The sequence below is a fragment of the Mycobacterium sp. NPDC050441 genome, from assembly GCF_040655355.1.
GTDB lineage: Bacteria > Actinomycetota > Actinomycetes > Mycobacteriales > Mycobacteriaceae > Mycobacterium.
In genome coordinates this window covers 254841-273660 of the sequence record NZ_JBFAJS010000003.1, presented here as the reverse complement: position 1 = coordinate 273660, position 18820 = coordinate 254841, and the positions used below count along the sequence as shown (strand labels likewise).

Below are 18820 nucleotides of genomic sequence, written 5' to 3'. Positions count from 1 at the left end.
TCGACGGGAGATTTTGATGCGCGGATTCGGGCTGCTGACGGTGCTGGCCGTGGTCTTGGCCAGTGCGGCGTGTTCGACCGGTGACGGCGACACCTCATCGGCCGGATCCTCAGAGCCGGATCGCCCCGCGGAGTCCGCGCAGGCACCGCCGCCTGCGGCACCTCCTGGCGCCGGGCCGGCCATCACGGACTTCCGCAACGTCAAAATCTTTGACGGTCACAGTGATCGGCTGTCGGCGCCGTCGAATGTACGGGTCAAAGGCAACCGGATCGAACGGATCTCCACCGAGGCGCTGCCGGCCGATCCGGCTGCCACGGTGATCGACGGGGGCGGTCGCACATTGATGCCGGGCCTGATCGACAACCACTGGCACACGATGCTCGTGCGGCCGCCGGTGACACAGTTGACGACCTTGGATCCGGGGTACCTCAACCTGTTGGCCGGCGCCGAGGCCAACGACACCTTGATGCGTGGGTTCACCACAGTCCGCGATCTCGGCGGCCCGAGCTTCGGGCTCAAGCAGGCCATCGACGAAGGCGTCGTCAACGGTCCGCGCATCTTCCCGTCGGGCGCGATCATCACCGTCACCAGTGGCCATGGTGACTTCCGTACGCCCGCGGACCTTCCGCGCAATCCGGGTGGCCCGCCGTCGCGGCAGGAAGAACTCGGCGCGGCCATGGTGGCCGATAGCCCCGACGAGGTGCGGATGCGCGCGCGCGAGCAGTTGTTCCAGGGCGCGTCGCAGATCAAGCTGACCGCCGGCGGCGGCGTGTCCTCACCGCACAGCCCGCTCGACGTCACCACCTTCACCGAACCCGAGTTGCGGGCGGCCACGGAAGCGGCGGGCAACTGGGGCACCTATGTGACCGTCCACGCCTACACCCCGCAGACCATCCAGCAGGCGATCCGCGCCGGGGTCACGTGCATCGAGCATGCACATCTGATGGACGAGGCAACGGCGAAGGAGATGGCGGACAAGAACATCTGGCTGAGCACGCAGCCCATCCCGGCCGAGATGATCGGGGCGTTCCCGCCGGGCTCCGACGAGGCCGCGAAGGCCAAGGAGATCGTCGACGGAGTGGGCAACGTCTACCAGTTGGCCCGCAAGTACAAACTCAAGACGGCCTTCGGCACCGACATCCTGTTCTCGCCGCAGCTGGCACCGAAACAGGGGGCGCTGTTGGCGGGGCTCGGTAAGTGGTTCTCGCCCGCCGAGACGTTGACGATGGCCACCGGAACCAACGCCGAACTGCTCGCGATGTCGGGCAAGCGCAGCCCCTACGCGGGCAAGCTGGGCGTGGTTCAAGAGGGTGCCCTGGCGGATGTGTTGCTGGTCGACGGCGACCCGTTGGCACGCCTGGACCTGGTCGCCGACCCGGAGCACAACTTCAAAGTGATCATGAAGGACGGGAAAACGTACAAAAACACTTTGGTGTCCTGACCTGCGATGGCCGTCGTCCGACTAGCTACGGGGCAGTAACCTACGGTACCGTAGGTTCATGGCCAAGAACTCGATCAAGGTCTCGGCCAATGTGGCCGATACGGTCCGCCCGACCATCGCCGGCGCCGAGCGGCGTCCGGGCTGGAACGCGTTGCGTCGCATCGTCGCGCAGGTGACCACACCGCTGCTGCCCGACGATTACCTCAAGTTGGCCAACCCGTTGTGGTCGGCGCGGGAGTTGCGCGGACGGGTTGTCGAGGTGCGGCGGGAAACTGCCGATTCCGCGACATTGGTGATCAAACCGGGCTGGGGATTCTCGTTCGAATACGAGCCCGGCCAGTACGTCGGTATCGGCGTGCTGATGGACGGGCGCTGGCGCTGGCGGTCGTATTCGCTCACCTCGACGCCGGAGAAATCCCACTTCGGCGCGCGCACCATCGCGATCACGGTCAAGGCGATGCCCGAGGGGTTCCTGTCGGCGCACCTGGTCGACGGGTTGCAGCCGGGCACGGTCGTGCGGCTGGCGGCTCCGCAGGGCAACTTCGTCATGCCTCAACCGGCGCCGGCCACGGTGTTGTTCGTGACGGCGGGTTCTGGCATCACCCCGGTGATGTCGATGCTGCGCACCCTTGTCCGTCGTGACCAGATCACCGACATCGTGCATGTACATTCCGCGCCAACCGATTCCGACGTGATGTTCGGCTCGGAGCTGGCCGCACTGCACGATGCGCATCCCGGTTATCGGCTGCTGTTGCGCAGCACCCGGACCGAGGGCAGGCTGGATCTGGCGCAGATCGGCGACGTGGTTCCCGATTGGCGTGAGCGTCAAGCGTGGGCGTGCGGGCCCGAAGGCATGCTCAATGATGCCGAACAGGTATGGGAAGCCGCCGGCATCGCCGAGCACCTGCACCTGGAACGGTTCGCGGTGTCGCGGGCAGCACCGCACGGCGCCGGGGGCACGGTGACGTTCGAGCGCAGCGGTAAGGAAGCCACCATCGATGGGGCGACGCCGTTGATGGACGTCGGCGAAAAGGTGGGCATCCAGATGCCGTTCGGCTGCCGGATGGGTATCTGTCAGTCGTGCGTGGTGGGCCTGGTCGACGGACATGTGCGCGACTTGCGCACCGGCGTCGAACATGAGCCCGGAACCCGGATTCAGACGTGTGTTTCGGCAGCGTCCGGCGACTGCGTGCTGGACATTTAGACTTTACCGGCTAGTAACCTACGGCATCGTAGGTTACGCTACCGTAGGTAAGCGAGAGGAGGCCGACGATGGCAATTACCGACGTTCCCGAGTTCGCGCATCTCACTGATGCCGACATAGAGAATCTGGGCATCGAGCTCGATGCAATCCGTCAGGACATCGAAGACTCCCGCGGTGAGCGCGACGCGCGCTACATCCGTCGCACCATCGCCGGCCAGCGCGCCCTCGAGGTGGCGGGCCGGGTGATGCTGGCGGCAAGCTCGCGCCGCTCGGCGTGGTGGGCGGGCACTGTGACCCTGGGCGTGGCCAAGATCATCGAGAACATGGAGATCGGCCACAACGTCATGCACGGCCAGTGGGACTGGATGAACGATCCCGAGATTCACTCCTCGACGTGGGAGTGGGACATGAGCGGGGCATCCAAGCACTGGCGCTTCACCCACAACTTCATGCACCACAAGTACACCAACATTCTCGGCATGGACGACGATGTGGGCTACGGCGTCATTCGGGTCACCCGCGACGCGAAGTGGAAGCCGTTCAACCTCTACGGCAACCTGCTGTTCAACACCCTGCTGGCGATCGGCTTCGAGTGGGGCGTCGGGTTGCAGCACCTGGAGCTCGGCAAGATCTTCAAGGGCCGCGACGACCGCAAGGCCACGCTGATGCGGGTTCGCGAGTTCGGGGTGAAGGCCGGCAACCAGGTCGCCAAGGACTACGTCGTCTGGCCTGCGCTCACCGCGCTGTCGCCCGGCGCGACCTTCAAGTCCACGCTGAAGGCCAACGCGGTGGCCAACGTCATCCGCAACGTGTGGGCCAACGCGGTGATCTTCTGCGGCCATTTCCCCGATGGCGCAGAGAAATTCACCAAGACCGACATGGTCGGTGAGAGCCGCGGCCAGTGGTACCTGCGCCAGATGCTGGGCAGCGCCAACTTCAACTCGGGTCCGGCGCTGGCCTTCATGAGCGGCAACCTGAGCTACCAGATCGAGCATCACCTGTTCCCGGATCTGCCGAGCAATCGGTACGCCGATATCGCGGTCCGGGTGCGGGCGCTGTGCGACAAGTACGACCTGCCCTACACCACGGGACCCTTCCTGGTGCAGTACGGGAAGACCTGGCGCACGATCGCCAAACTGTCGCTGCCGGACCGGTTCCTGCGTGACACCGCCGACAACGCCCCGGAAACCCGCAGCGAGCGGATGTTCACCGAGCTCGACGGGTACGGCGTCACCGACCCGGAGACCGGGCGTCGCCGTGGCCTGAAGACGGCCATCGCGACAGTGCGGGGCTGGCGCCGCAAGTAGTTTCATCTGGTTTCTTCATCGAATGTGGGCTTGTGTCCGAGGATCCGCCGAGATCCCGACACAAGCCCACATTCGTTTCCGCGCCCTGTCCAGATTCCAAGCAACCACCCGTCGTACTCCCAGGGTCCTCGCAGCCGCCGCTCATAACCTGTGGCCTCAACAGGTAGGCACCGCCCGGAACGGAGTTCGCGATGAGGAAGCTACTTGCGGTTGCGATGGTGCTCGGCGCCTCGGCCGTTCCCGTGGGTGCACTGACCACCGGTATCGCAGCGGCCGACGACTACGCCGGGCAGAAGTACTCCGACGTGCAGTCGGCGCTGTCCGACGCCGGGATGAAGGGTGTCGTTGCGACCCGCTCGGGTGATTCGGAGGCCGACGACGACTGCGTGGTGGCGAGCTCGGAAAAGGCGTCCTGGCACAAGGGCGACAACTTCGCGCCGGTCACCGACACCGTGCTGCTCAACCTGAACTGCAATGCCGGGGTGGCCTCGGCCAAGACCCCGGGCAACTCGGCGGCCAGCCCCGAGGGACGTGCGGCTATTGCGGCGGCCAAGCAGCAGGCCGAGGAGGAGCAGCAGCAGGCGGCGGCCGACGAGACCAAGCCCAAGCACTGACCGTCACATATTGAGTTCCCACACCTTCGGCCAGTCCCGGCCGCGGAAAGCAGCGTCGGTGCCGCCGTCGACGAAGATCACGGACCCGACGAAATATCCCGCTTCGGGCCCCAGTAGGAACGCCACCAGTGCGGCCACCTCTTCGGGGCGTCCGCCCCGCCCGGCGGGGATGGTCTTGAGGAACTGCTCCATCGCCTCGCCGGTCAACGGATCCTTACGACCCTCCTGGGTCATCGGAGTGTCGATGAGCCCCGGCGCGATCGCGTTGAGCCGGATGCCGTCGGCGATGTACTCCGCGGACTTGGTGCGGGCGTAGTACGCCAGGGCGGCCTTGGTCGCCGGGTAAGCCTGCAGCGCCGCGAAATCGCCGTAGGTGGAGGCGACGGTGTTGGCGCCTGCCTCATCACCGGCCAGGCAGGCATCGGCCAGCTCGACCGGCCAATTGGGTTGGCTGGTAGTCGAATTCGAGCTGATCAGCACCACCGACGCGGTCTCCCGGCCGGCCAGCAGCGGGCGCAGACCTTCGAGCAGCTCGATGGCGCCGAAGTAGTTGACGGCGATGAGCAGATGCGCCGGACGCCCGGTTGCGGCCGCCAGTCCGGCGAACGGGACGAAACCGTCGATACCGCCGTCGGCCAGCTCGGTGACCTTGACGATCGCCTCCGCGCGCCCGTCCGGGGTGCTGAGGTCCACGTTGACGTCGGCGCCGCGCAGGTCGACGCCGATCACCCGATGCCCGTCGGATTCGAGCCGTTTCTTGGTTGCCGCCCCAAGCCCAGAGGCGCTGCCGGTGAGAACGTAAGTAGCCACGATTAGCGACCATAGTGCGCCGGGTTCGACAGTTGACCTCATGTGCCGCACAGCGGTATGCGGAGTCGGTCAGGCTTCCTTCAGCACGGCCAGCAGGTGCCGGGCCGCGGCGACCCGGCCCGCAGCCGGGCCGGACAACGTGTCCAGCGCACATTCGGGATCGGCGGGCGGGCCCATGTGGCCGCAGCCGCGCGGACAGTCCTCGATGCTGTCGGCCAGATCCGAGAACGCCCTGATCACATCGTCCGGTTCGATATGGGCCAGCCCGAACGAGCGGATCCCGGGGGTGTCGATCACCCAGCCCTGGCCGTCCAGCGGTATCGCCACGGACTGGGTCGAGGTGTGCTTGCCCTTGCCCACCCCGGACACCTCGCCGGTGGCCCGATCTGCCTCTGGGACAAGACGGTTCACCAGGGTGGATTTGCCCACCCCGGAATGTCCGAGGAACACGGTGACCTGGTCGGTCAACAGCGGTTCCACTACATCGAGCGGATCCTCGCGACCCGCGGTGACGATGGTCAGATCCAGATCCGCGAACTGCGCAGCGAACGGTTCGGGTGCGGCCAGATCGGATTTCGTCAGGCACAGCACCGGTGTCAGTCCGCCGGCGTACGCGGCGATCAGCGCGCGTTCGACGAATCCGGTACGCGGCGGCGGGTCGGCCAACGCCACCACGATCAACAGCTGATCGGCATTGGCGACCACCACCCGTTCGGTCGGATCGGTGTCATCGGCGGTGCGGCGCAACACCGTTCGGCGTTCACCGCGGCGCACGATCCGGGCCAGGGTGTCCGGCCGGCCCGTCAGGTCGCCGACGATGTCGACGTCGTCGCCGACCACGATCGGGGTGCGGCCCAGCTCACGTGCCCGCATCGCGACCACGCGGTGATGCGGGTCGCGGTCCAGCGCGCAGCCCCAGCGGCCGCGGTCGACGGTGACCACCATCGCGGACTGGGCATCGGCATGGTCGGGGCGGATCTTGGTGCGCGGACGGGTACCGCGGCCCGGCCTGATCCGGACATCGGATTCGTCGTACTCCCGCGCTCCCAAGGTGGTTTACTTCCCCCTCGTGTGCGGGTCGCCCGTCAGCATCTGCTCCCACATCAGCGGGAAATCGGGGAGGGTCTTGGCCGTGGTCTCGATGTTCTCCACAGCCACACCGGACACCCGCAGGCCGATGATCGCCCCGGCGGTGGCCATCCGGTGGTCGGCATAGGAGCGCCAGGTCCCGCCGTGCAGTGGGCGCGCCGTGATGAGCAGCCCGTCCTCGGTTTCGGCGCAGTCGCCGCCGAGTCCGTTGATCTCGGCGGTCAGCGCGGCCAGCCGGTCGGTTTCGTGTCCGCGCAGATGGGCGATGCCCCGCAGCCTCGAGGTGGCGCCGTCACCGGCCAGCGCGGCCAGCGCCGCCACCGTCGGGGCCAGTTCGCCGACATCGTGCAGGTCGGCGTCAAACCCGTCGTAGCCTTCGGAGCCACTGACCTCCAGATATGAATCACGTTGGTGAACAGTCGCATTCACCTTCGTCAGCAGGCCGAGGATGGTGTCGGCGGGCTGGATGCTGACCGAGGGCCAGTCGGCGATGCGCACTGTTCCGCCGGTGACGATCGCCGCGGCCAGAAAAGGCGTGGAATTCGACAGGTCGGGCTCGATGTGCCAGGCCCGCGCGGCGATCGGTCCGGGGGAGACCCGCCAGCGATTGGGGACCGAATCATCGATCTGGACGCCGGCGTCGCGCAGCATCGCCACCGTCATCGCCACATGCGGGGCCGAGGGCACCGAGGTTCCGGTGTGCACGATGGTGAGCCCGTCGGTGAATGTCGCACCGGACAACAACAGCCCGGAGACGAACTGCGAGGACCCCGACGCGTCGATCTCGACGGTGCCGCCCGCCACTGCGCCACGGCCGCGCACCGCGAACGGCAGCGCGTCTCCGTCGACGTCGACTCCCAAGCCGCGTAGCCCATTGAGCAGCGGCGAGATCGGTCGGGCCCGGGCCTGCTCGTCGCCGTCGAAGGTGACCGATGCCGTGCCCAACGCGGCGACCGGAGGCACGAATCGCAGCACGGTGCCGGCCAGTCCACAGTCGACCCGCGCATCCGGGGCGGGCGCGATGCGGCCGCTGATCGTCAGCTCGGTGTCGTCATGTTCGGCCGGCGTGACGTTGACGCCCAGGGTGCGGATGGCGTCGATCATCAGATCGGTGTCGCGGCTGCGCAACGCGCCGCTGACCGTCGAGGGGCCCTGCGCGGTGGCCAGAGCGGCCAGCACGAGCGCGCGGTTGGTCAGAGACTTCGAACCGGGCACCGTCACCGAGGCGTCGACCGGGGTCGTGGCCGACGGAGCCGGCCAATGTGTCATCTGCTCCTCACGTGCGCTCACGCACTACATCCTGCCTTGTCCGCGGACTCTGCAACCATGGGCACTATGTGTGGACGTTTCGCGGTGACCACCGATCCTGCATTGCTGGCGCAGAAAATCCAGGCCCTCGATGAGACCGTGGCGAGCACGGGCGACAAGGCCGACAAGGATGTGGCGGGCACCAATTACAACGTGGCCCCCACGACGACCATCTCCAGCGTCGTCAAACGGCACACCGAACCCGAAGATGAATCGACCCGCCGGGTCCGGTCCATGCGCTGGGGGCTGATCCCGCCGTGGGTCAAGACCGCTGAGGGCGGCGGACCCGATACCAAGGGGCCGCTGCTGATCAATGCACGTGCCGACAAGGTCATCACCTCACCGGCATTCCGCAACTCCGCCAAGAACAAGCGCTGTCTGATCCCGATGGACGGTTGGTATGAATGGAAGCCGAACGCGGGTAGTGAAGGAAAGAAAGCCGGATCTTCCAAGAAGACCCCGTTCTACATGTACGGCGCCGACGGTGAGCTGCTGTTCATGGCGGGCCTGTGGACCACCTGGCGTCCGCAGGGCGCACCGAAGGACCAGCCGCCGCTGCTCAGCTGCACGATCATCACCACCGACGCCGCCGGTCCGCTCGCCGAGATCCACGACCGGATGCCGCTGACCATCAGCGCGCCGGACTGGGACCGCTGGATGGATCCCGACGCCCCCATCGACGAGGGGCTGCTGCGCGGTCACGGGGACCTGGACCGGATCGCCGTTCGTGAGGTGTCTCGACTGGTCAACAGTGTCCGCAACAACGGCCCCGAGCTCATCGAGCCCGCCGAGCCCGAAGAGATGGGGTTGTTTTGAGCCGGATTGACGGAGGTGTCGACTCTGGCCTTCTCGATGCGATCGGTGCCGACCTGCGATCGGCCGGATTCACCACCGACGGGGTGGCCGAGCTTCTGGGCGCCGACGCCAATGCCGCGCTGGGCCGTGGCGTGTGGTGGCCGGTCCTGCGGGTCACCCAGGCTGCTCCGGCTGGGCGGCAGCGGCTGGCCGTACTGGTGCGTCTGCTGCTGCTCGGTACCGAGGAGACACCCGATCTGGTCGAGGCGGCGTTCCCGTCGGCCGGCCTGCAGACCCTGATCGCGGGCGGAGTACTGGACTCGGGCGGAAACAAGGTTCGGGCCGCCCTCGACATCCGCCCGCACAGCGACGGAACCCGGGAGTTCTACGTTGTCTCCGATCAGGATGCTGCCGTGCGCCGCGGGCCGTTGCGCCACGATCATGTGCTCGGGATCGGCGGTGCGTCGGTGTCATTGGCGCGCGCGGTCACGCGTGACCCCGTCGGCCGCGCCCTCGACCTCGGCACCGGATGCGGTATCCAGGCGCTGCATCTGGACGCACACTGCGACGAGATCGTCGCCACCGACACCAACGAGCGGGCGCTGGCACTGGCCGCGATGACCGCCCGGCTCAACGGCATGTCGTGGGACCTGCGCCACGGCAGTCTGTTCGAACCGGTGGCGGGCGAGCGTTTCGATCTGATCGTCTCCAATCCGCCGTTCGTGGTCGGCTCGGGCGCCCGCGACTATATCTACCGGGACTCCGGTCTGGCCGGAGATGCGTTGTGCCAGAGTCTTATCGAGCAGGTGGGTGATCATCTGCTGCCGGGCGGCACCGCGCACATCATGGCGAACTGGATCGTGCGTGACGGCGCGGATTGGCGCGACCGGGTGCGCGGCTGGTTGACCGGCACCGGCCTGCACGCCTGGGTGGTGCAGCGCGAACTGGCCGACCCGGTCAGCTATGTGTCGCTGTGGCTGGCCGATGCCGGGGAGGACCTCGAACGGCAGGCACAGCGCGGCGGGCAATGGCTCGACTGGTTCACCGAGCAGGACATCGCCGGCGTCGGGATGGGCCTGATCTCGCTGCGGGTCCCGCGTGACGGGGAACCGCCAGAGCAGATCGTCGAGGAGATCACCGGCGCCGATGAGGCGGTCACCGGAGCGGAGGTGGACGCGTTCTTCGCCCGGCGGGCCTACTTGCGCGACACCTCCGACGACACGCTGCTGGCGGCTCGGCTCTCCACGGCGCCGGTCTTTCTGGAGGCACAGTCGCTGCCCGGGCCGGAGGGCTGGCAGGAGGTCGGGGCCGCGGTGCGCCGCCCGGGTGGCCCGGCCGCGGTCATCGGGGTCGACGAGGTACTGCGAGCGCTGCTGGCGGGCTGCCGCGGGGAGGTGCCGCTGGGCACCTTGATCCAGCTGTTGGCCACTCATCACGGGGTGGATGCCGACGCCCTGGCGCAGGCCGCGCTGCCCGAGGTACGTGAGGCGATCGGGCGCGGAATCCTCTATCAGGCGGAATAGCGCTGTAGAGAATTCCTCGGTTTTGCTAGAGTAATCCTCGTGCCACCGCCCAGGGCCAAGGGTGCGCGAGACCGGCTGCTATCGGTTGCGCGTCGTCGATTCGCGGCCGAGGGGGCGATCGCCCCGACGCTCGATGAGGTGCGGCGTGAGGCCGAGGTGAGCGTCGGCTCGCTCTACCATCACTTCCCCGACAAACCTGCTTTGGCGGCGGCGGTCTACGCGCAGGTCATGGCCGAATACCAGGCGGGTTTCCTGGTGATGCTGCGTGAACAGGCCACCGCGCAGGACGGGATCCGTGGTGGTGTCCGCAATCATCTGAACTGGGTCGCGGCTCACCGCGGTGAGGCCGTGCTTCTGCTCGGCGACCGCCTCGACAGCGCCGAGCTACGCGAAGCGAACGGGAACTTCTTCGCGGCCATCCGGGACTGGTGGCGTCCGCACCACACCTACGGGGCGCTGGTGGCCATTCGGCCGGGTATCACGGCCGCGCTGTGGCTCGGTCCCGCACAGGAGTACGCCCGCTACTGGGTGGCCGGCGACGTCGCCGAGATGGACAGCGAGGTCGTCGAGACATTTGCCGATGCGGCATGGAATGCATTGCATGCCAGACCGATTGAGGAGAATTTCTGATGGACAAGCCCTTGTATCGCGGCATGGTGGCCGATGGTGACGATCCGGCTGCGCCGCAACGGATTCTGGTCGAACGCAGCGGCGACCGCGCGGTGGTGACCCTCGACGAACCCGACCGGCTGAACGTCCTGTCCGCACCGCTGGTCCGGCAGCTGCGCCGGGCACTGGAGGATCTGGTGGCCGACAACGACATTCGTGCCGTGGTGTTGACGGGCGCCGATCCGGGCTTCAGCGCGGGCGGCGACCTGCGCATGATGCGTGCGGCCGTCGAGAATCGGTACCAGGCCGAGGGAACCGCGGACGTATGGCGCTGGATACGACGTGAATTCGGTGGTATCGCCCGACTCATCGCGGGTTCGGACACCGTCTTCGTGGCCGCCCTCAACGGTCCGGCCGCCGGTGTCGGGCTGGCCTGGGCGCTCACGTGTGATCTGACCATCGCCAGCGAGAAGGCCGTCATCGTGCCTGCCTTCGCCCGCCTCGGATTGATCCCTGAGGTCGGCACCAGCTGGGCGCTCACCAGGAAACTCGGCTATCAGGGCGCGCTGGCCTACTACCTGAAAGGCGAGCACATCGACGCCGAAGCCGCGCAGCGGCTGGGCCTGGTGCATGAGGTCGTCGCCCACGAGCAACTGCTCGCAACCGCAGATATGTGGTGCTCGCGCGTTGCGGCGCTGCCGCCGCACGCGGTCGCGATGACCAAAACCCTGTTGCGTGCCGCGGCCGACGCCGATTGGAACGATGCACTCACGCTGGAAGAGTTCGCCGAACCGACCTGTTTCACCACCGCGGCATTCGCCGACAGCGTCGAGACGATGCTGTCCGGTGGGACGCGTCCGAGCTAGACGTCCCTGTGGGTCACGGCTTTCGGAGGGCGGTCACCACCGCGTAGGGCGCCTCGAAGGCGACCTGCCCGGCGCTGTCGGCTTGCGCGCTCAGGGCGGCGGTGAAGGCGTCGAGCAGGCGGTCCCGCGTCGCCTGGTCCAGCTGACTCAACAGGTGGACATGCATCGGTGACTCGTCCGAGATGAACCGCACCGCGGACTCGACCGAGTCGAATTGCCAAGTGTGCGAACCGGATTTGGCGCTGATCTGGTCGAATCCGGCGCGCAGGCGCGACTGCACGACATCGAGATCGCCCCACTGGTCCGGAGAGTAGGCCCCGGCAGGCGGCTGGCCCAGGGTGTCGACGATGGGGTTGAAGAACGGGCTGCCTGCCTCGTCGCGGACCCAGGTGGAGAACGCGAACACTCCGCCGGGGACCAGCAGCCGGGTCACCTCGGCGACCAGGCTCGTGGGCTCGACGAAGATGATGCCCATGTTCGACACCACGGTGTCGAACCCGCCGTCGGGCAGGCCGGTGCGGGCGGCGTCGGAGACCACCCACTGCACCGCGTCGGCTCCGGGCCTCGCGGCGGCGAGGGCGATCAGTTCGGCGGTGAGGTCCACACCGGTGACCCGGGCGCCGGCACCGGCGGCCGCCAGCGCGGCGCTTCCGGTGCCACAGGCCAGATCGACCAGCGCGGTGTCACGGATCGGCCGCAGCGCGTCGGCCGCGGCGACGACCTCACCGGCGATGACGGCGATGCGTTCGGCGACGGCCTGGTAGCGGCCGGCGGCCCAGTTGGTAGGCCGCGGGTCAGGGAGTTGTGGGTCAGGCATGCAGACGAGCCTAGATGGGGTGGGCGGCATACATGCATGGCACGGAGATGCGGTGCGCCCGTGCCATGACCCCATGCGTACCTGGGTGAAGCGGGGTGAGGTCGTCGGCGTTGGTGAGGTGTGTGACGATGGCGCCGGTGGCGATCAGTTCGGCCAGCAGGGGTGCCGGCACGACCCCGCCGCCGAGAATGACTGCAGGAGGCCCGGTTACGGCGGGCACGCGGTCGGCGGGGTAGTCGTTGAGGGCGGGTTCACCGTGGATACGTGGGTCCCGGGGTGGTTGCGGCGGGGCTGCGGGTGCCTGTTCGGCGGGTGTCTCGTCCGTGCCGTAGGTATTGGCGTGCGCCTCTGCGGGATCGCTTGTGTCTGGGCCGCACTGGCTCTCGTCACCCGCGTCACTGGTGGCTGACTGGGGCAGTATCTGAGCGAGCAGGTGGATCACCACGGCACGGGAGCGGGGGTCGATGCCGCTGGCTGCGCAGTCGGGGGTGTTGCATTGGCAGGTGAGGTGGTCGGCTCCGGCGCCGATGACGCCTAGTGCGTCGGAGCGGCGTTGTCCGGTGGTGCGGGGATCGTTGTCGCACACTCCTCGGGCCATGGTGTTGAGCAGGTTTTTGATCAGCGCGGCGTCGGTGGCCAAGAGTCGCCCCCAGATGGAGACGGTGCCGTTGGGATCGTCGGGGTCACCGAAGTGGATGTCGCGCTCGCGGGCGGCGGTGCGGGTTCTGCGCACGGCGGCGGGGTCGAATTTCTCCACCCAGACATCGATGGCTTGTTCGGCTTTGGTGGCGGTCAGCGCGCCGTAGATGGTGGCGGCGCCGGCCAGGGCGGTGTCGATCAGTTGTATGGCGTCGTCGTCGGTGACGAGTTGGGTGCGCCAGGTGATGGTGGAGACGACGGCGGTTGAGATGTCTCCGCGGGCGAAGACGGCGGCGACTTTGGGGAGTCGTTCACGCAAGGCTTGGGCGATGCGCATTTGGGCGGAGGCGGCGCGGCGGGTCAGGTTGCAGGCGGCGCTGATCGCGGCGGTGGCGGTTTCCCAGCCGTCGATCACCCGGAATGCGGAGATGTCGTCTTCGTCGTCGCAGTGGCGGGCAACTATCTCGGCGATGGTTGCCAGGCGGCCAGCGGCTTCGATCGCTTCGGCGCGGGTGCGGTGCTCGCGGGCGTCGATCAGTGCGGCGTCGGTGTATTCGCTGAGCGCCGACCGATCAAGCAATTCGAACACATGTTCGATATTACTCGTATATCGGCAGGTTGGCCATGTTTTTCGATTGTCGCTGAATTGTCGCTCGCCAGGCGGGCAAACGCCTGGCGAGCGGCGGGGATCACGGCTGGACGTATCCCGGGGGGTTGGGGGTATCCACCCACAGGTCCACGCCGAGGTCCGAGCCGGGCACGCAGTCGTACACCGACAGGTCGGCAACGCCGTTGGCGAGCAGCACGTCCTCGCACAGCAGACTCTGGCCGGTGTACTCCCGGGCAGGCATGTTGAAGATCGTGTAGGCCGCGTCGGCGTATACGTCGGGCTTGCGTGCGCGGCCCATCGCCTCGTCACCGCCGAGCAGGTTCTGCACCGCGGCGGTCGCCACCAGCGTGCGTGGCCACAGCGTGTTGGAGGCGATGCCCGCCTCGCGCATCTCCTCGGCAATACCCAACGCGCACAACGTCATCCCGAACTTGGCCATCATGTACGCGGTCGGCTTGAGCCACTCGGACTCCAGCCGGATCGGCGGGGACAGGGTGAGGATGTGCGGGTTCTCCCGGCCCTTCATGTGCGGGATGCAGGCTTGCGACACCGCGTAGGTGCCGCGGATCTGGATGCCGTTCATCAGGTCGAAGCGCTTGAGTGGTACTTCCTCGATCGAGCCGAGGTTGATCGCCGAGGCGTTGTTGACGCAGATGTCGATGCCGCCGAATTGTGCGACCGCTTGATCTACTGCTGAGGCCACCGAATCACCGTCACGCACGTCTCCGACGATCGGCAGGGCCTGCCCGCCGGCCTCCTCGATCTCCTTGGCTGCCGTGTAGACGGTGCCCTCGAGCTTGGGATGCGGTTCGGCGGTCTTGGCGACCAGCGCGATGTTGGCGCCGTCGGCGGCGGCTTTCTTGGCGATCGCCAGGCCGATGCCGCGGCTGGCGCCGGAGATGAACATGGTCTTCCCGGACAGAGTCATAGAGACACGATAGGCCGACCCATTTGTATTGATCTCGCCGGTTCAGCGCCGTGGGAGGGGACGATGGGATCGGAGTCATCGGCGGCGACATATGGAGGTGTGCGATGAGCGTCGTCCCGGCAGGGACCGTCCTGACCTGTGCTCACGAGGGCTGTGGGTGCCGGATCCGCGTCGAGTCCGAATGCCATTGCGAAGGTCCCGAAAGCAGCTACAAATGCACCTGCGGTGCCGACATGGTGCCGGTCACCGAATAGGTCACCGAAAAGGGTCAGCCCGCTGCGTTGGGTTGCAGCGGCGGACAGTTGCCGGCCGGGTCGGCGACGAGCTCGAAATGCCACAGCTCGTTGGCGTAGATCTGGCACAGTCCGAAGCGTGCGCCGTTGGCGATCAGCCAGTGATCGGCCTGCGGGCCGCCGACATCGACGGCCTCACCGGTCACATGCCGGGACGCAGTTGGCGTCTGCACGTACTGGCGGGCGGCCGCGAGGCTGCCGTACGTCTGCACGGCCTGGTTGAGCAACGACTGCTGGAAATCGGCCGACCGCCACCCCGAATTGATCGTCATGGTCACGCCGTCTGCGGCCGCGGCATTGGCGGCGTTCTGAACGGCGGCCAGCAGGCGCGGGTCCAACCGGCCGATCGCCGGGTTCTGCACGTCGAACGGGGTCAGGACCTGCCCGTCGGGTAGCGAGCCGTCGCCTTGAGTCATCGGGACGGTGTCATCGACCAGCCGGATCTGCGGTGCGGTCGGTACGGGCGCGGGTGTGCCGAGCAGGGCCGCCAGTGCGGCGACACCCGAGGCCACAGTCGCACCCACCATCATCGGAATCACTGTGATCACATTACTGCGCCCGCTCCCGGGCCAGGGTGGCCGCCAGCTCAGCCACCAGCGCTTCGATCTCGGCCGGGTCTTTCAGACGGTCGGGCACCCAGGCCAAGGCGATTCGCGCCGGTGCCCAGGTGCTCTGGTCGATGGGAACCAGCGTGAATTCGGGCGGCGAGAAGATCTTGCCGATCAGTGACTCGGGCGCGTAGGGCACCACCGCGACGAGGTGGCGATTGAACACCTGGGCGGCCATCTCCAGTTCGCCGCCGAACTGGTTGGTGGTGCGCACGATGCGGGTCACCCCGCGCGCGTTGAGCGCACGGGTCAGGCCGGCCAGCATGACCGGATTGGGTCGGGCGAAGTCGATGACCACGTCACGATCGCGCAGTTCCTCGATCGACACCAGGTCCTTGGTGGCCAGCGGATCGTCGAAACGCACCGCGACGGCACCCTGGAAGGTGGCCACCACCCGGAACTCCAGCCGCTTGTCGGCGGTGGGCAGGTGGATCAGCCCGAGGTCGAGATGGCCGGACACCAGCTTGGCCGTCACCTCGGCAGCCGACCCGGGAACGCTGAACTCGGTCGACACCGGCAGGTCGGCGACCGCGCGCTGGACCCGCGCGACGAAATCCGATGGGGCATAGGCGGTGGCACCGACCCGGACCGTGGCGGCCCCCTCGGTGAGCCGGGTCGCGGTGGCCCTCAATTCCTCTACCTGGCGCAGGATTTCGCGCGCCGGGCCGAGCAGCTTGGCGCCCAGCGGCGTCAGCCGGACCTCGTGGTAGTTGCGCTCGAAGAGTTGCCCGCCGAGTTCCTTCTCGAGGAGTTTGATCTGCTTGCTCAACGGCGGCGGCGTGATCAGCAGCCGGTCGGCGGCCCGCTTGAAGTGCAGTTCCTCGGCAACCGCCACGAAGTACCTGAGTCTGGTGAAGTCCATGCGGTCTTTTCCGGCGTTACGAGGGCGGTATTCGAGGGGGTGTGACCCACGAATCGTACGAGACGCGCGATCAGCGTCCTGCCGGTTGCACGCTCTGCGGAATTTCGAGCACGCCGGCGGCGATCAGTTCATCGACGTCGGCGCCGTCCAGGCCCAACAGTTCGGCGGCGATGTCGCGGGTCTGCTCGCCGAGCAGCGGCGCCTGCCGCAGCGGTGGATCAGCGATGCGATCCGAATGGATCTGCACGTTCTCCATCGTGAACGGTTCATCGGCGTGGGGGTGCAGCTCCTCGCGGAATGCGCGCCGCTGCACGTAGTACGCCCAGTCGGCGACCTCGGCGGCGCGCAGCGCGGCACCGGCCGGAACACCGGCCGCCTGCAGCAGATCCATCGCCTCGGTCGCCGGGCGCTGTGACGTCCAGGCACGCACGGCCTCGTCGACGCGGCCGCGGTGGGCGTCACGTCCGCTGCGGGTCCCGAGTTTTGCATCGGCAGCCAGATCCGGACGGTCGATCACCCCGCACAGCGCGAGCCAATCGGCATCGTCGCGGACGGTGACCGCCACCCATCGGTCGTCGCCGGCGGCGGGGAACAGGCCCCAGGGCGCATCGTGGACGGGTTGAACCGAGGGTTCGTGCCCGCGACGCACCAGGACTTCGGCGGCGATCTCGCCGGCCAGGTGACTGAGCATCACCTCCGACTGCGCGATGCTGACCGACCCGCCGGTGCCGGTGCGTTCGCGGCGCAGCAGCAGGGCCAGCGCACCGAGCGCACCGATCCGGGCGGCCACGTGGTCGGGGTAGACGGTGACCGTGTCGCAGAACGACTCCGGTTCGTCCGGGTACACCCACAGGTCGGTGAACCCGGCGGCGGCACGCACCAGTGGGCCGTAGCCCATTCGCTTCGCCCACGGCCCGGTGGGCCCGAATGCCGAACTGTCCACGACCACGATGCCCGGGTTCAGCTCGCGCAACGTTCGGTAGTCCATGCCCAGCGTCTCGGCCACGCCCGGTTTGAAGTTGGTCAGCACGACATCGGACGTCGCGACCAGCTGGTGTGCCAAAGCCCGGCCCCGCGGTGTCCGCAGATCGATGCCGATCGAGCGCTTGTTGCGGTGGCCGGCGGCGTAGGTCTGCGACATCGAGGTCAGGCTGCCGCGCAGACCGTCCGGGAACGCCGAATTCTCGATCTTGATGACGTCGGCGCCGAGGTCACCGAACAGTCGTCCCGTGTCGGACCCGACGACGATCACGCCGAGGTCCAGCACGCGCACACCCTCCAGTGGAAGGCCCTCGTTGCGGCGTTGGCGGCCGGCGAGCACCGGTGCGACATCAATGCGTCGCGGCGGGTGGCTTGCCTCCGTGGGTTCGGACCGGTTCGCCGTGTTCGCCCGGTGCCCGTCGATCTCGACGACACCCGCCGGCACCGGTGCCGATATTCCGGGGGCCAGGTCGACCTCGTGGAAGTACCCACGGCTCTTGACCTGTTCGGCGCTCAGCGTTTCGGCGAGAGTCAGCACTGCTGCCGTCGGCACTCCGTGCCGTTGGCCGGCGACCTCCAACTCGGCTCGGGTCTGCCCGGCGCAGAACCGCCCGATCGCGGCCATCAGCTCCGGCGAGCTGAACCGCACCCGCAACCGGTCGAACGACGGATCGGCGAACTCAACGGGTCGGCCCATCCACTCGAACATGCCGTGCCACTGGCGTTTTGCCAGCAGGCAGATCCGCACATGCCCGTCCTTGCAGGCGATGATCGGGTACCGCAGCCGTTCGGCGTTCCAATCGCGTTGCTGCGCGCTCAATGCGACCCCGGCGGAGGCCGTCCCTGCCGTACCGAACGGAGGATCGAGCGTCTGCATGGCCCCGTCGAGGATCGAGAAGTCGATGAGATCGCCTTCGCCGGTGCGCAATCGGTCGAGGTACACGCTCGTGGTCATCACCGCGGCCTGAGCCGCCGCCACGCGATAGGGCAGCTGTGCTGCCGGCGGTATCAGGGGCTCGCGCCCCGGGATGCCGGAGCGGGACAGCTCGCTGGTCAGGGCATGCAGCACTGGCGTGGTGGCGTGCCAGCCGCGGTAGGTGGTGTCACGGCCGAAATCGCTGATGGACAGGATCACCAGTCCAGGGTGTTCGGCGTGAATGGTTCGCGCCGACAAGGCTTTCTCGGCAGCCGAGCCGGGGAGGGTGTCCTCGATCAGGATGTCGGCCCCGGCCAGCAGGTGAACCCAGCGGCGGCGGTCGTCGGGGATCGAGGGATCGATGACGACGGTGCTCAGGCCGTGTCGGTTGATCGCGATGCTCACCGGGTCGGGGGCGACTCCGGCACCCGCGGCGAGGCGATCGTCGGGTTCCTCGGTGACACCGGGCAGGTGCACCTGGCTGACCGCGGCGCCGAGATCGGCCAGCAGGCGACCGACCGCCGTCATCGGGCCGCGGGACAGGTCGAGGACGCGAACGCCGGCCAGCGGCGGGTCGTAGTTGTCCGGGTTGGCCATCAT

General features: G+C 67.7%; 18 protein-coding genes. 9 read left to right on the top strand and 9 right to left on the bottom strand.

Annotation, left to right across the window (positions count from 1 at the left end):
• Positions 1-16: 16 nt before the first annotated feature.
• The 4 genes from AB0I14_RS10320 to AB0I14_RS10305 all read left to right on the top strand — a co-directional run bounded on the left by AB0I14_RS10320 (position 17) and on the right by AB0I14_RS10305 (position 4566).
• Positions 17-1441, top strand: a complete 1425-nt coding sequence (locus AB0I14_RS10320) for an amidohydrolase family protein (RefSeq protein WP_358019827.1) — start codon at positions 17-19, stop codon at positions 1439-1441.
• A 58-nt stretch (positions 1442-1499) separates the two neighbouring features.
• Positions 1500-2645 (top strand): ferredoxin reductase, encoded by a 1146-nt coding sequence (locus tag AB0I14_RS10315; RefSeq protein WP_358019824.1) that lies wholly within the window; start codon positions 1500-1502, stop codon positions 2643-2645.
• Between the two features lie 68 nt (positions 2646-2713).
• The gene (locus AB0I14_RS10310) at positions 2714-3952 is read left to right on the top strand and encodes a fatty acid desaturase (RefSeq protein ID WP_358019821.1); all 1239 of its coding nucleotides are present in this window, start codon (positions 2714-2716) and stop codon (positions 3950-3952) included.
• A gap of 191 nt (positions 3953-4143) precedes the next feature.
• Positions 4144-4566: a hypothetical protein gene (locus tag AB0I14_RS10305; protein WP_358019817.1), complete on the top strand. Its 423-nt coding sequence runs from the start codon at positions 4144-4146 to the stop codon at positions 4564-4566.
• Positions 4567-4569: 3 nt separating this feature from the next.
• On the opposite strand, the gene AB0I14_RS10300 is transcribed toward AB0I14_RS10305, so the two are convergent.
• The 3 genes from AB0I14_RS10300 to aroA form a co-directional block, all read right to left on the bottom strand.
• Positions 4570-5376 (bottom strand): SDR family oxidoreductase, encoded by an 807-nt coding sequence (locus AB0I14_RS10300; protein ID WP_358019814.1) that lies wholly within the window; start codon positions 5374-5376, stop codon positions 4570-4572.
• A 69-nt stretch (positions 5377-5445) separates the two neighbouring features.
• Positions 5446-6426, bottom strand: a complete 981-nt coding sequence (rsgA, locus tag AB0I14_RS10295; protein ID WP_358019811.1) for a ribosome small subunit-dependent GTPase A — start codon at positions 6424-6426, stop codon at positions 5446-5448.
• 6 nt (positions 6427-6432) lie between these two features.
• Complete coding sequence (gene aroA, locus AB0I14_RS10290) at positions 6433-7734, bottom strand: 3-phosphoshikimate 1-carboxyvinyltransferase (RefSeq protein ID WP_358021206.1); 1302 nt, start codon at positions 7732-7734, stop codon at positions 6433-6435.
• A 66-nt stretch (positions 7735-7800) separates the two neighbouring features.
• Between aroA and AB0I14_RS10285 the strand changes: the two genes are divergently transcribed.
• From AB0I14_RS10285 to AB0I14_RS10270, 4 genes are read left to right on the top strand one after another with little or no spacing between them, the layout of a single operon-like run.
• A complete protein-coding gene (locus AB0I14_RS10285) occupies positions 7801-8589 on the top strand; it encodes an SOS response-associated peptidase (RefSeq protein ID WP_358019808.1) in 789 nt (262 codons plus the stop codon).
• A gap of 5 nt (positions 8590-8594) precedes the next feature.
• On the top strand, positions 8595-10091 hold the full coding sequence (locus tag AB0I14_RS10280) for a class I SAM-dependent methyltransferase (RefSeq protein ID WP_358021203.1): 1497 nt from the start codon (positions 8595-8597) through the stop codon (positions 10089-10091).
• Between the two features lie 39 nt (positions 10092-10130).
• Positions 10131-10721 (top strand): TetR/AcrR family transcriptional regulator, encoded by a 591-nt coding sequence (locus tag AB0I14_RS10275; protein WP_358019805.1) that lies wholly within the window; start codon positions 10131-10133, stop codon positions 10719-10721.
• Positions 10721-11566 (top strand): enoyl-CoA hydratase/isomerase family protein, encoded by an 846-nt coding sequence (locus AB0I14_RS10270; RefSeq protein WP_358019802.1) that lies wholly within the window; start codon positions 10721-10723, stop codon positions 11564-11566. Before AB0I14_RS10275 ends, AB0I14_RS10270 begins: the two co-directional genes overlap by 1 nt.
• Before the next feature lie 13 nt (positions 11567-11579).
• Here the strand turns inward: AB0I14_RS10270 and AB0I14_RS10265 are convergent, their stop codons facing one another.
• The 3 genes from AB0I14_RS10265 to AB0I14_RS10255 all read right to left on the bottom strand — a co-directional run bounded on the left by AB0I14_RS10265 (position 11580) and on the right by AB0I14_RS10255 (position 14560).
• A complete protein-coding gene (locus AB0I14_RS10265; RefSeq protein WP_358019799.1) occupies positions 11580-12383 on the bottom strand; it encodes a class I SAM-dependent methyltransferase in 804 nt (267 codons plus the stop codon).
• Positions 12384-12393: 10 nt separating this feature from the next.
• On the bottom strand, positions 12394-13611 hold the full coding sequence (locus AB0I14_RS10260) for a DUF222 domain-containing protein (RefSeq protein ID WP_358019796.1): 1218 nt from the start codon (positions 13609-13611) through the stop codon (positions 12394-12396).
• Positions 13612-13711: 100 nt separating this feature from the next.
• Entirely contained in the window at positions 13712-14560 is an 849-nt protein-coding gene (locus AB0I14_RS10255; protein WP_358019793.1) for an NAD(P)-dependent oxidoreductase, read from the bottom strand.
• Positions 14561-14664: 104 nt separating this feature from the next.
• Here AB0I14_RS10255 and AB0I14_RS10250 point away from each other — a divergent pair, with 104 nt between their 5' ends.
• Positions 14665-14814: a metallothionein gene (locus AB0I14_RS10250; RefSeq protein WP_074133229.1), complete on the top strand. Its 150-nt coding sequence runs from the start codon at positions 14665-14667 to the stop codon at positions 14812-14814.
• A gap of 14 nt (positions 14815-14828) precedes the next feature.
• Here AB0I14_RS10250 and AB0I14_RS10245 read toward each other — a convergent pair whose 3' ends face one another.
• The 3 genes from AB0I14_RS10245 to AB0I14_RS10235 form a co-directional block, all read right to left on the bottom strand.
• Positions 14829-15383 (bottom strand): M15 family metallopeptidase, encoded by a 555-nt coding sequence (locus AB0I14_RS10245; protein ID WP_358019790.1) that lies wholly within the window; start codon positions 15381-15383, stop codon positions 14829-14831.
• Between the two features lie 19 nt (positions 15384-15402).
• Positions 15403-16323 (bottom strand): LysR family transcriptional regulator, encoded by a 921-nt coding sequence (locus AB0I14_RS10240; protein ID WP_358019787.1) that lies wholly within the window; start codon positions 16321-16323, stop codon positions 15403-15405.
• A 70-nt stretch (positions 16324-16393) separates the two neighbouring features.
• Positions 16394-18817 carry a CoA transferase gene (locus AB0I14_RS10235; RefSeq protein ID WP_358019784.1) on the bottom strand — a complete coding sequence of 808 codons (2424 nt, stop codon included), beginning with the start codon at positions 18815-18817 and terminating at the stop codon, positions 16394-16396.
• Positions 18818-18820: the final 3 nt, after the last annotated feature.

What these genes read in the sequence shown, in the direction of transcription:
- AB0I14_RS10270 (WP_358019802.1), top strand. Translation starts at nt 10,721, where the DNA reads ATGGACAAGCCCTTGTATCGCGGCATGGTGGCCGATGGTGACGATCCG.
- AB0I14_RS10310 (WP_358019821.1), top strand. Translation starts at nt 2,714, where the DNA reads ATGGCAATTACCGACGTTCCCGAGTTCGCGCATCTCACTGATGCCGAC.
- AB0I14_RS10235 (WP_358019784.1), bottom strand. Translation starts at nt 18,817, where the DNA reads ATGGCCAACCCGGACAACTACGACCCGCCGCTGGCCGGCGTTCGCGTC.
- AB0I14_RS10255 (WP_358019793.1), bottom strand. Translation starts at nt 14,560, where the DNA reads ATGACTCTGTCCGGGAAGACCATGTTCATCTCCGGCGCCAGCCGCGGC.
- AB0I14_RS10305 (WP_358019817.1), top strand. Translation starts at nt 4,144, where the DNA reads ATGAGGAAGCTACTTGCGGTTGCGATGGTGCTCGGCGCCTCGGCCGTT.
- AB0I14_RS10240 (WP_358019787.1), bottom strand. Translation starts at nt 16,323, where the DNA reads ATGGACTTCACCAGACTCAGGTACTTCGTGGCGGTTGCCGAGGAACTG.
- AB0I14_RS10250 (WP_074133229.1), top strand. Translation starts at nt 14,665, where the DNA reads ATGAGCGTCGTCCCGGCAGGGACCGTCCTGACCTGTGCTCACGAGGGC.
- AB0I14_RS10315 (WP_358019824.1), top strand. Translation starts at nt 1,500, where the DNA reads ATGGCCAAGAACTCGATCAAGGTCTCGGCCAATGTGGCCGATACGGTC.
- AB0I14_RS10320 (WP_358019827.1), top strand. Translation starts at nt 17, where the DNA reads ATGCGCGGATTCGGGCTGCTGACGGTGCTGGCCGTGGTCTTGGCCAGT.
- aroA (WP_358021206.1), bottom strand. Translation starts at nt 7,734, where the DNA reads ATGACACATTGGCCGGCTCCGTCGGCCACGACCCCGGTCGACGCCTCG.
- AB0I14_RS10285 (WP_358019808.1), top strand. Translation starts at nt 7,801, where the DNA reads ATGTGTGGACGTTTCGCGGTGACCACCGATCCTGCATTGCTGGCGCAG.
- AB0I14_RS10265 (WP_358019799.1), bottom strand. Translation starts at nt 12,383, where the DNA reads ATGCCTGACCCACAACTCCCTGACCCGCGGCCTACCAACTGGGCCGCC.
- AB0I14_RS10245 (WP_358019790.1), bottom strand. Translation starts at nt 15,383, where the DNA reads ATGATGGTGGGTGCGACTGTGGCCTCGGGTGTCGCCGCACTGGCGGCC.